At 63.6% G+C, this 12,273-nt stretch carries 9 protein-coding genes; 4 read left to right on the forward strand and 5 right to left on the reverse strand.

Annotated elements, in window-relative coordinates; all coding sequences use genetic code 11:
• Positions 1–15: 15 nt before the first annotated feature.
• From lysX to B0E55_RS06895, 4 genes are all read left to right on the forward strand, one after another.
• Entirely contained in the window at positions 16–3,372 is a 3,357-nt protein-coding gene (lysX, locus tag B0E55_RS06880) for a bifunctional lysylphosphatidylglycerol synthetase/lysine--tRNA ligase LysX (RefSeq protein ID WP_047889516.1), read from the forward strand.
• Between the two features lie 13 nt (positions 3,373–3,385).
• On the forward strand, positions 3,386–4,276 hold the full coding sequence (locus tag B0E55_RS06885; protein ID WP_080909343.1) for an alpha/beta fold hydrolase: 891 nt from the start codon (positions 3,386–3,388) through the stop codon (positions 4,274–4,276).
• Between the two features lie 78 nt (positions 4,277–4,354).
• Positions 4,355–5,764 carry a GGDEF domain-containing protein gene (locus B0E55_RS06890; protein WP_020905658.1) on the forward strand — a complete coding sequence of 470 codons (1,410 nt, stop codon included), beginning with the start codon at positions 4,355–4,357 and terminating at the stop codon, positions 5,762–5,764.
• Between the two features lie 5 nt (positions 5,765–5,769).
• Positions 5,770–6,369 (forward strand): histidine phosphatase family protein, encoded by a 600-nt coding sequence (locus B0E55_RS06895; protein WP_020968024.1) that lies wholly within the window; start codon positions 5,770–5,772, stop codon positions 6,367–6,369.
• On the opposite strand, the gene B0E55_RS06900 is transcribed toward B0E55_RS06895, so the two are convergent.
• The 5 genes from B0E55_RS06900 to B0E55_RS06920 all read right to left on the reverse strand — a co-directional run bounded on the left by B0E55_RS06900 (position 6,370) and on the right by B0E55_RS06920 (position 12,208).
• Positions 6,370–7,359, reverse strand: coding sequence for an ABC transporter ATP-binding protein (locus B0E55_RS06900; RefSeq protein WP_080909344.1), 990 nt, complete (start codon positions 7,357–7,359; stop codon positions 6,370–6,372).
• Positions 7,359–8,456, reverse strand: coding sequence for an ABC transporter ATP-binding protein (locus tag B0E55_RS06905; RefSeq protein WP_019746261.1), 1,098 nt, complete (start codon positions 8,454–8,456; stop codon positions 7,359–7,361). Before B0E55_RS06905 ends, B0E55_RS06900 begins: the two co-directional genes overlap by 1 nt.
• Positions 8,453–9,547 carry an ABC transporter permease gene (locus B0E55_RS06910; protein WP_020968023.1) on the reverse strand — a complete coding sequence of 365 codons (1,095 nt, stop codon included), beginning with the start codon at positions 9,545–9,547 and terminating at the stop codon, positions 8,453–8,455. Before B0E55_RS06910 ends, B0E55_RS06905 begins: the two co-directional genes overlap by 4 nt.
• On the reverse strand, positions 9,540–10,496 hold the full coding sequence (locus B0E55_RS06915) for an ABC transporter permease (RefSeq protein ID WP_019746259.1): 957 nt from the start codon (positions 10,494–10,496) through the stop codon (positions 9,540–9,542). The genes B0E55_RS06910 and B0E55_RS06915 overlap by 8 nt, the downstream gene beginning before the upstream one ends.
• A 92-nt stretch (positions 10,497–10,588) precedes the next feature.
• Entirely contained in the window at positions 10,589–12,208 is a 1,620-nt protein-coding gene (locus B0E55_RS06920; protein WP_020968021.1) for an ABC transporter substrate-binding protein, read from the reverse strand.
• Between the last annotated feature and the right edge of the window lie 65 nt (positions 12,209–12,273).

Genomic DNA, 12,273 nt, shown 5'->3' on the forward strand with positions numbered 1-12,273 from the left:
AGGAGAGGAAGCTCGATGGCACCATTGACCGAGGTATCGGACACCACTGCAGAGCTGGTGGAATCGCCACCCGAAAATCCGCGCCAGGCGCGGCGATTCCGCAAAGGGCGGTTCAGCCAGGTTCCCCATATCTCGGGATTGATCCTCGGAGTCTTCTCCGTACTGGTGTTCCTGTGGAGCATCTCGCCGGTTCTGCGGCACATCCTCCGCGTCCCACGCGAATACATCGACAGCTACTACTTCGACGCACCGGATACGAGCCTGTCGTGGGCGCTCGTCGTCGCCCTGCTCGCCGCGGCCCTCGCGAGTCGCAAGCGCATCGCCTGGTGGCTGCTGACGATCTACCTCGCGCTGATCACCCTCACCAACATCGCCTCCACGATCGTCGACAAGAACCCGAACAACGCCGTCGCCGCTGTCGTTTTGCTTGTCGTGATCGGAATCCTCATCGCCGCGAGGCCCGAGTTCTACACACGCGTACGACGCGGCGCCGGTTGGAAAGCGCTCGGCGTACTGATCGGCGGCATGGCCGTCGCGACCGTGATCGGTTGGGGCCTTGTCGAACTCTTCCCGGGCGACCTGCCGCAGAACCAGCGATTCCTCTGGGCCCTGAACCGCGTCACCGCGGCGGCTTCGGTCGACAACGAGGTGTTCGACGGCCACCCACGCGTCTTCGTCAACACGGTCCTCGGTCTCCTCGGCGCCATCGCACTACTCGCCGCGGTTATGACGCTCTTCCGCGCGCAACGCTCCAACAACGCCCTCACCGGCAACGACGAGTCCGCGATCCGCGGGTTGATCCAGAACTTCGGCGCCGACGACTCCCTCGCTTACTTCGCCACCCGCCGCGACAAGGCCGTCATCTTCGCGCCGAGCGGCAAGGCCGCGATCACCTACCGCGTCGAAATCGGCGTCTGCCTCGCCAGTGGTGATCCCATCGGCGATCCCGAAGCGTGGCCGCACGCCATCGAAGCGTGGCAGGACCTGGCCTCGCAGTACGGCTGGGCGACAGCCGTTATGGGCGCCAGCGAAACCGGGGCGACGGCGTACAAGAAGGCAGGCTTGAGCGTCCTGCAACTCGGCGACGAAGCGATCCTGCGCACCCGCGAGTTCAACCTCAACGGACGCGACATGCGCCCGGTGCGCCAGGCCGTCACCCGCGTCAGGCGCCACGGCGTCACCGTGCGGATGCGACGCCATCGCGACATCCCGCCGGAGGACATGGCGGCCGTCATCATCCGCGCGGACGACTGGCGTGACACCGACACCGAGCGCGGCTTCTCCATGGCACTCGGCCGACTGGGCGATCACCTCGACGGCGACTGCCTCCTCGTCGAAGCCGTCATGGGCGAAGGCACGGAGGACGAAAGCGTCGTCGGCATGCTTTCGCTCGTGCCGTGGGGACCGAACGGCGTTTCGCTCGACCTGATGCGTCGCAAGCCGACGGCGCCCAACGGTGTCGTCGAATTGATGGTCTCGGAGTTGGCCACACGTTCGGACGAGATCGGCGTCGTGCGGGTCTCGCTCAACTTCGCCGTCTTCCGCTCGGTGTTCGAGGAAGGTTCGCGCATCGGCGCCGGCCCGATCCTCCGCATCTGGCGCTCGGTGCTCGTCTTCTTCTCCCGCTGGTGGCAGCTCGAAGCGCTGTACCGCTCCAACGTGAAGTACCAGCCGGATTGGGAGCCGCGCTTTCTCTGCTTCGAGGACAACCGTGAGCTTCCACGCGTCGGATTCGCGTCGGCCATCGCCGAAGGCTTTGTGGTTCTGCCCAGTTTCGGGCGCAAGTCGAGCCAGGTCGTCAAGCACACCGGAACACATGCGGCGGTGCCGGCAGCTCTGGTGACTTCCGAAGGACTGCACGCCGACGGCAGTCCGCCGGACTCGGCGCCGTCGTTCACGACCAACGGTCCGCGTCGACCCGAGCAGGTCCGCGTGCGCATGAACAAACTCGCGCAACTGGCCGACGAAGGAATCGCCGCCTACCCCGTCGCCTACCCGCCGACGCATACGATCGCAGCCGCAGCGAAGTCGCCGGAGGGCACCCGCGTACGCATCGCGGGACGCCTGCTGAGGGTTCGCGACTACGGCGGAGTCGTGTTCACGGACGTGCGCGACTGGTCCGGCGACATCCAGGTCCTGGTCGACCAGGACAACGTCGGCCGGGAGAAGCTGGCGGAGTTCGCCGCCGAGTTCGATCTCGGCGACCTGATCGAAGTGAGCGGAACCATCGGGCGTAGCCGCAAGGGCGAGCTGTCGCTCATCGCCGCCGAGTGGCGCATGAACGGCAAGTGCCTGCACCCGCTGCCGGACAAGTGGAAGGGCCTCTCGGATCCCGAGACCCGAGTCCGCCAGCGGTACCTCGACATCGCCCTCAACCCGAAGGCCCGCGAACTGCTCGAGGCCCGAAGCGCCGTAGTGAAGTCGCTGCGCGATTCACTCGGTGGTCGCGGATACCTCGAAGTCGAGACCCCGATCCTGCAGCAGGTGCACGGCGGCGCGAACGCCGCTCCGTTCCTGACACACATCAACGCTTACAACCTCGACCTCTATCTCCGCATCGCACCCGAGCTGTACCTCAAGCGGTTGTGCGTCGCGGGTATGGAGAAGGTGTTCGAGATCGGCCGCGTGTTCCGTAACGAGGGCGTCGACTTCAAACACAATCCCGAATTCACGATCCTCGAGGCCTACGAGGCGCACAGCGACTACGAGGGCATGATGCGGATGTGCCGCGAGCTCATCCAGGCGGCGGCCGTCGCAGCGTTCGGGCGCGAAATCATCATGCGACCCGGCCCGGACGGCGAATTGGTCGAGGTCGACATCTCCGGCGAGTGGCCGGTGAAGACGATGCACGGCGCCGTCGCCGAAAAGCTTGGTGTCGACGTCTCCCCCGAGACGAGTCTCGAAGACCTGCAGAAGCTGTGCGACGCCAACGAGATTCCGTACCAGTCCAGCTGGGATACCGGCGCCATCGCGCAGGAGATGTACGAGCACCTGGTCGAGGACTACACGGAGTTCCCGACGTTCTACACCAACTTCCCCACCTCGATGTCTCCGCTCACCCGGCCGCATCGCAGCATCCCCGGCGTCGCCGAGAAGTGGGACCTCGTGGCGTGGGGTGTCGAACTGGGAACCGCGTACAGCGAGTTGACCGACCCCGTGGATCAGCGCAACCGGCTCACCGAGCAGTCGATGCTCGCGGCCGGCGGTGATCCAGAAGCGATGGAATTGGACGAGGACTTCCTTCAGGCCCTCGAACACGCGATGCCGCCGACGGGTGGTCTCGGGATGGGCGTCGACCGAATCGTCATGCTGATCACGGGCGGCAGCATCCGCGAGACGCTGGCCTTCCCCCTCGCGAAACCGCGTCAGTAGTCCGGATTCTCACGTGCCGGAATTGTTCCACGTGAAACCACCGGGCGAGATCTTGCAGGTCGGCGAGAGCCGACTTCATGTTCTTGCCGAGGGCGACGGTCCCGTCGTCGTCCTGTGCGGCGGACTGGCGGGCAACTGGTTCGACTGGGATGACTGCGCGCGTCATCTCCAGTCGGACCACACCGTCGTCCGCTTCGATCGCCCGGGCTTCGGACTCAGCGAGCCGTCTTCCGAAGTGCCGACCGTCCGCGGCGAAGCTCAGCGGATCCGCGACGTGCTCGACACTCTGGGATTGGCACGGCCGGCCGTCGTCGTCGGCCACTCCATCGCCGGCTTCTATGCCGAAGGCTTCGCGCGACTGTTCCCCGATCGGGCGGCGGGGATGCTGCTCCTCGATTCCAGTGCCGAGAAAGAACCGAAACGTCTTTTCCCCCGCGACCTGCTGCTGATCGCCTCCCGGGCCGCCGCGGCTTCGTTCAGCACCACCGGGCTCCAACGACTCCTCGGCACCACGACGCGCAAGATCCTCAACCAGTCCGTGCCGCCGAGCGGGTCGTCCGAAGCCACCCTCGAATGGGTCAGGAAGATCTACCGCGAACCTCATTATCTGGAGGCGGCGATGATCGAATACGTCGCGTACACCGATATGGCGCTGGAGCTCACCGCTTTACGACGCTCGAGCAAGCATCCACTGCCCGACATCGACCTCAGCGTCGTTGCCGCACACACTGGCCACACCACTCCCTGGTCCATCGCCTGGATGGCAAAGCAGCAGAAACTCGCCACCTACCTCGGCGGGAGTTTTCACGTCCTGCGCCCGGCGCATCACCACGCGATGATCGATCAGCCCGAGGAGTTGGCGAACTTGATTCGGCGCCTCACGCAGCCGAACCCTCGGGAATGACACTTCAACGTACAACTCGGACAGTAGCCGGATCATTGCTAGGCTCGGACAGCTTCTGCTTTCTACGACAGGCTGGCCATGGATCGTTCGACAACCCGGGTGCGCTCGTCGCTGATCTTCGTCGCCATACTCGTTGTCGCCCTCGCCGGCATCGCCGCCCGTCCGCCCGGGTTTCTGTCGACCTTCTGGCCCGCCAACGCGATCCTTCTGGGCATTCTCCTTCGTAACCCACGCTCGTTTGCGCCGATCGGACTCGCTGTCGGCGGCGCCGCGCTGCTGACGGCGGATCTTGCGACCGGAAGCCCCGTGCAGAGGGCCTTCGAACTGAATGCGATCAATCTGGTCGGCGTCACGACAGGATTGATCGCCGCGAACTTGCTCGGCTGTTTTCCGCGGCGGATCTCCGAGACCAAGTACACGACCAGAATCTTCGTCGTCTCGGTTCTGGCGTCGTTCACGGCTGGGTCCGCGAGCGCGCTGCGCACTCAACTCCACGAAGGAAGCGGTGCGGGAACGGAATTGGTGGGTTGGTTCTTCGCCGACCTGTGCACCTATCTGATCGTGCTGCCCATCCTTCTTTCCGCACCTCCGTTCGACCACGTCCGTCGTACGTTCGGGCCGTCCGTGCGGCAGAATCTGCGACTTCGACGGGTCGCCCAGATCCTTCTGCCGCTGGCAGCCCTCCTCGCCTGCCTCCCGCTGGCCCTCGAAGTGCAGGGAGCCCTCGCATTGCTGCTTCCGATGCCGGCGCTCTTGTGGTGCGCGATGCGCGTCTCGCTGTTCAGCACTTCGCTCCTCGCGGCTGGGTGGAGCGCGTGGGCGCTGATCATGGCCGGCCAGGGGCGGTTGGCCCTGGCCGATCCGGTTCATCTGCTCAGCGAAGGTGTAACCACCAGAATCTCCGTCATCTTGATGGCGCTCTCCCCCATCGCCGTAGCCGTCGCCACGGGCGCACAGCGACGCGCTGAACGTGAACTCCAACGCATCGCCGAATGCGACGCCCTGACCGGAACGCTGAGCCGACATGCATTCTGGACCCAGTCGCAAGAACTCCTCGACACCCAACACACAGCGCGAAAATCGATCGCCGTCATGATGCTCGATCTCGACCACTTCAAATCGATCAACGACAACCTCGGCCACCTCACCGGAGATTCGGTCCTCGAACAGTTCGGAAACACCCTCCTCGCCACTACCGAAGGACTGGGACTGTCCGGTCGCCTTGGCGGTGAGGAATTTGCCGTCGCCGCCGCCGACTGCACATTCGAGGAAGCAATTGCCCTGGCAGAACGCATCAGACAGAGGCAGGAGGCGCACTCCCGATCCATCCGCGGCTTCGCCGGAACGGTCAGTATCGGAGTCGCCTGGGTAGATCAGGCAATGGCCGAGATGGACGCTCTGCTCGACATCGCCGACACCGCCATGTACCAGGCGAAACGCGAAGGCCGAAACCTCGTGGTGGCCGTCGATCTGTACATGGCAAGGTGACGTGGGTGCAACTACTCCTGATCCGACACGCGCTCCCCGAACTGGCCGAGGTCACCGAAGGCTTCGCCGATCCCTCACTGACCGACGCCGGTCGCGTGCAGGCACTTCGGCTGCCTGCGGCTTTGGCCCCCTACCGGATCACCGGGCTCTTCAGTAGCCCGCAGAAGCGCGCACTCGAGACTGCGGACCCGGTAGCGCAGGCATTGGATCTTCCGGTCACCCAGCTCGAGGGTCTGGCGGAGTACGACTACGAGCAGCCCCACTACATCCCGATGCACGAGGTCTTGGAACGCGCACCGGAAACGTATGCGCGCATCAAGGCCGGATGGCTACCCGAGTCGGTGGACGGCGACGCTTTTCGTGCGCGAGTCCTCGGTGCGATCGACGACGTCGTCGCCGCAACCGACAACAACGCCACCGTGGCGATCTTCTGCCACGGCGGCGTCATCAATATCGTTCTGCAGGAACTACTCGGGCTGGAGCGTCCGTTGACCTTCCCGATCGAGTACGTGTCCGTCACGCGAATTCTTGTTTCCCGGGACGGAAGCCGCAGGGTCGGGTCGATCAACGAAACCGGTCACGTACGCAACATGCTTCGCGTGTAGTCACACGTTGTGGCACGCCACCTGATGACCGCCCTGGACGAGACGAAGTTCGGGAACTTCCTCGGCGCAGAGATCCGTGGCCAGCGGGCACCGAGTACGGAACCGGCAGCCGCTGGGCGGATTGAGCGGCGACGGCAGCTCGATGACCTTCTGCTCGACGTTCTGCGCTGCGGTGACGGTGGCATCAGGATCGGGAATCGACGACAGCAGTAGCTGCGTGTACGGGTGCAGCGCACGGTTCTGCATGTCTTCTGCGGGAACGATTTCGCAGACGCGGCCCAAGTACATGATCATCACGCGGTCACTGATGTTCTTCACGACGGCCATGTTGTGAGCGATGAACAGCAAAGACAGCCCGTGACGCTTCTTCGCATCCTCGAGCAGGTTCAGAATCTGCGCCTGCACGGAGACGTCGAGGCTCGAGACCGGCTCGTCACAGATCAGGACCTTGGGGTCCAGCATCAACGCGCGGGCGATGCACACACGCTGGCACTGTCCGCCCGAGAGTTCGCGCGGGGTTCGGTCCCACACCATGTCCGGGTCCAACCCGACCTCGGCAAGAACCTCGCGTGCCCGAGCTTCGATGGCAGCCTTGTCTTTTCCGCCCCAGATCGACGGACCCTCGGTGATGAGAGCCTTGACCTTGCGACGAGGGTTCAGGGAGGAGATCGGGTCCTGGAAGATCATCTGCAACTGCGTGCGGCTGCGACGCAGTTCTTCCGCGCCCAGTTCTGTCATTTCCGTCTCTCCGAGGCGAATGGAGCCCGACGTCGGTGAGGGCAACTGCATGATCGCCCGGCCCGCTGTGGACTTGCCACAGCCGGATTCACCGACAACGCCCAAGGTTTCACCCGGAGCGACGGTGAAGCTGATCCCAGACACAGCGTGAACGGTCTGCCCCTTGCCGACGTTGAATTCGACGACCAGGTCCTCGACCGTCAGGGCCGCGTCCACCGTCTCGGGCTTTCTGGTTTCGGTTGCTGCAGTCATCAGACCATCTCCTTCACCGCGAGCGTCAGGCCCGCTGCGGTAGTGCCGGCCTTCTCGTTGGCGACCAATGCCGTTGTGCCTTCAGGGGTGTCGACCGGGTAGTGACACGCGAACGTGTGGCTTTCGGTTGTGTTGTCTCCCAGGCCACCGGGAGCCAGAGCCGGTTCGCCGGTCAGGCAGTCGTCCTGTGCGTACCGGCAGCGAGCGGCGAAGCGGCAACCGGTGATCGGCTTCGTCATGTCCGGGAGTCCACCCGGAATTGTCTGCAGCACTGTGTGCGTCGGCGATTCGAGTCGCGGAATCGCGGCCATAAGCGCTTCGGTGTACGGGTGGCGCGGACGAGTGAACAACTCCTCGGTGGCCGACGTTTCCACGACGGACCCGGCGTACATGACGGCGACGCGATCCGATCGTCCCGAGACCACACCGAGGTCGTGGCTGATCAGGATGACGGCCATGTTGAGCTTGTCGTTGAGCGAGGCGAGCAGGTCGAGGATCTGCTTCTGCACGGTCACGTCGAGAGCTGTGGTCGGCTCGTCCGCGATCAGCAGTTTCGGCTCGCAGGCCAGGGCCATCGCGATGACCACACGCTGACGCATACCGCCCGAAAGTTCGTGGGGGTACTGATCGAGCCGACGCTTGGGCTCGGGGATACCCACCATCGACAGGAGTTCCGCAGCGCGATCGCGGGCCGCGTCCTTCTTCAGACCCAGGTGGAACTTCAAGGATTCGGTGATGTGGGTACCGATGCGCTTGAACGGATTGAGCGAGGTCATCGGATCCTGGAAGACCATGGCGATCTCGGGTCCCCAGAAGTGCTTCATCTCCGACTTCTTCATGGTCGACATGTCGCGGCCGGCAAACGTCACCGTCCCGCTGATGTCCAGAGCCGGACCCTTCTGCAGCAGACCCATGATGGTGCGTCCGAGAACCGACTTGCCGGAACCGGATTCACCCACGATACCGAGAGTTTCACCGGCGGAAACGTGGATCGAGACACCGTCGACTGCTCGCAACTGGCCACGCGGAGTGGCGAATACGGTCCTGATGTTGTCCGCCTGCAGTAGCGGAACGCCGTTCTGAACTGAAGTGGTCACAGCTTACTCCGATACTTCTCGCCGATGAGGTTGAAGGAGAACACCGTCAGGAAGAGGAAGACGCCGGGAACCAGAACGATGAACGGATGCTTCTCCACGATCCCGCCCTGGCCTTCCGCAATCATGTTGCCCCAGGTCGGATCAGGTTGTGCGATACCGAGTCCGAGGAAGCTGAGTGATGCTTCCGCGACAATCAGGCCGGAGACGGCCACAAGGCCGAGCGCGGCGACCGGAACGAGGACGTTGGGAACCAACTCGCGCCAGATGACGCGCCATTTGGTGGCGCCCATGGCCCGCGCGGCAAGCACGAACTCCCGTTGGGCGACGACGATGGTGTTGGCCCTGGCGATTCGAACCATGCTGGGAATGCAGAGAATCGAGAGTGCGAGGGTGATGTTGCGCAGGTTCGACGTGAGCACCGCGGCCAGTGCGATCAACAGCACCAGAGAAGGAATGGCCAGCAGCGAGTTGGTCAGGATTCCGACGACTGCGTCGACCTTGCCGCGGAAGTAACCGGCCATGACGCCGATGGTGCCGCCGATGATCATGCCGATCAGTACGGCACAGATGGCCACGGTCAAGGATGCCCTGGCACCGAACAAAGCGCGGGCAAGCAGGTCGAGACCGAAGTTGTTGGTACCCAACGGGTGATCGGAGAGCAGGCTCGGCGAGGCGAAGCCCGGCTCGGCCAAGGTCTTGACGGTGTCCTTGTACTCACCGAGCGGCAGCAGCGGTGCGAAGATCGCGGCCAGGATCAGCGCGGCCAGCCAGATGCACGCCAACCAGTACGAGAGATCGAACTGACTGCCCCACTTGGACGTACCGAGTTTGCCGAGACCCTTGAAGAGGAAAACCAGGGCAACGAGCGCGAGCACGATGCGGACGGTCATCATGATGGCCGAACCGAAGAGTGCGGTGCCGAGCAGCGCAACGCCGATCACCGTGAGAATCGATCCGATCAGGACCAGATTCTTGGGCTGTTCCAACGTCTCGACGGGACCGGGAGCCAGCAGGACTGTCTGCTGCCGGTATGTCATCACCTCGGACGGGGCCGGCGACGGGGCCGCTCCGTCTGGCGTCACTTCAGACATGGACACGACGACTCCTCGGGTCAAGATAGGTGTACAGAACATCGATCGCACTGTTGACGAGGACGTAGATGACCGCGATCACGACCACCGCGCCAAGCAGCATCGGCGAATCACCTTGCTGCGCTGCGCGGACGATGAGCGTGCCCATTCCGGGCAACGAGAAGAGCGTCTCGACGATCACGGTGCTGCCGATCATGCCGCCGAGAGCCAGACCCATCATCGTGATGAGCGAGAACGACGACGGGCGAAGCGCGTCACTGAAAAGCACCCGCAGCGTGGGCATTCCCTTCGCCTTCGACGCGAGGATGTAATCCTCACGGAGCGTCGTCACCAGATCGGATCGGAGAACGCGAGTGAACATCGCCATCTCGAGGAGGCTGATGGTGATCGCGGGAAGTATTGCATGTGAGAGGTTTCCGGAGAGGCTGTCCCCGATGCGCACCCACTGTGATCGCGGGAACCAGCCGAGCCAGTTGACGGTGACCATGATCAGCAACAGACCGGCGAGGAAGCTCGGGACGGAAAGAACACCGAACGTCGCGGCGCTGATGACGCGGTCGATGACGCCGCCTTCGTGGTGCGCCGACCAGAGTGCGAGCGGCACGGCGACGACGAGTGCGATGACCAGACCCATCACGGCCAACTGAACGCTGACGGGCAGTGCCGAGCCGATCGCAGTCAGAACGTCCTGCTGCGGGGGAACAAGCGAATTACCGAGGTCGCCCTGGAGAGCGCTGGTCAGCCAGTCCCAATAGCGAACCAGGAGTGGATCGTTGAGCCCGAGCTGCTGCCGAACTTCCTCGTACTCGGCGGGCGTTCGGCCTTCACCGAGAACGGAGACAGCAGGATCGCCGGGGATCAGTGATGCCAGCACGAAGGTTCCGAAGCTGACGATCAGGATCACAATGACGAGCTGGCCCAATTTCTTACCTATTGCGCCGATGTTCATCGATTTCGTCTCCTTCGGACAGCGAGCTCGCAATACACAGCAGTTCCTCTGATTTCAGGTCTCGGTTCAAGCTCTCCAGGACTTCAGGCTCTCTAGGACTTCCAGGCTCCGTCGAAGAGCACGATTCCGTCGAGGCTCTGCTCGAGACCGTGAACGTTCTGGTTCCAGACGTCGAGTGCGGCGACGTTGCCCCACACCTGCCACGGGACGGTCTCGTTGGCGCGTTCCTGAATCTGTGCCAGGACTGCCTTCTTGTCGTCGTCGGTGGTTGCGACGCCCAACTTGTCCAGGAGAGCGTCCATTTCGGCGTCGGAGTAGCCGGTCGCGTTGTTACGGCCGCCGGACTTGATACCCGTGTACAGACGCTCGTAGGGATCGGCCTCGGCGAGGCTCAGTGCTGCGGTGCTCATGTCGTAGTCGTGATCGGCATACATCCGCTTGACCAGATCACCTGCACCGGTGACGTATTCGATCTGAGCGTCGAATCCGACAGCATTGAGCATTGCCTGGATGGCCAGAGCCGTTGCCTGGGCGGACGGTTCCTGGATGGAGAGGAAGGTGATCTTTCCGTCGTAGCCGTCGGCCTTCGCCTGATCGAGCAGTTCCTTCGCCTTGGCGGGATCGACACCGATCGGTGCGACGTCGTTGTGCCAGCGCGAGGTGTCCTGGAAGATCTCCTGGCCGGGCAGTCCCTTGCCGTTGTTGACGCGGGTGTTGAGCGTTTCCGGATCGACGGCAAGCGCCATCGCCTGGCGGACACGAACATCCGAGCCCGGGCGACCCGGGGCCATGTTCACGTTCGCGATGTAACCGAGCGACGGGATGTCGACGAAGCCGGGGTAGCCCGACTCGATCAGATCCAGGATCGGGGTGAGCGTACGCATGTACGCGGCGTCGATGCCGCCCGTCTTGAGGGCTTCAGCGGTGGGCTGAGCGCCGACGATGCTGATCAGCTTGAGCTTGTCGATGTTCGGCGCGCCGTCGTAGTAGTCGGGGCGAGCAGCCAACAGCAGTTCCTCGTTGGGAGCGAACTTCTCGAGAGTGAACGCGCCCGCACCGATCGGGGTGAACTGGTCACCCTGCTGCGCGCTCGGGGCGACGATCATGCCGGGTCCGGTAGCGAGCATCGACTGGATGCCCGTCCACGGATCAACGAGGTTGAAGACGACGGTCGTCGCGTCGGGGGTGTCGATCGAGGCAACCTTGGAAGCCCACAGGCTCGACTGCGGTCCCTTGTTGGTGACGTAGCGGTTGATACTGTCCGCCACTGCCTTGGAATCGAAAGCTGTTCCGTCGCTGAATTTCACACCGTCGCGGAGCTTCAGCGTCCAGGTCTTGCTGTCCGAACTCGCTTCGAGCGACTGGGCGAGCTTGGGCTCGAACTTCTGCCCGATGGGGTCGTAGCGCATGAGCACGTCGTAGATGGCGCTGAGCTCGCTGCCGCCGGTGGCGCCGGCAACCTGAGCCTTCGCGGGATCGAGAGTCGTGACCGCCGAGTAGCCGCTGAACGTCAGCGTGCCGCCCTTGGTGGGAGTGCCGGGGTCGGCCTGCTCGTTGACCATGCCGATCTTCAGCGAGGAACCGGAATCAGCGGATTCGCCGCCGCCATTGCTCGAGCCGTTGTCGGCGCACGACGCCAGGAACATACTTGCGGTGATCGCCAGCGCAGCCGCAGCCAATCTGCGACTTCCGCGGCGGGAACTACGACTCATTCGAATGCCTCCAAGGCGGGGTAAGACCGTGACGTGATGTTGAACACGAAACAGTCTGTGACGGG

This window comes from Rhodococcus sp. 66b (genome assembly GCF_002076325.1).
In the GTDB taxonomy this organism is placed as follows: Bacteria; Actinomycetota; Actinomycetes; order Mycobacteriales; family Mycobacteriaceae; genus Rhodococcus_F; species Rhodococcus_F erythropolis.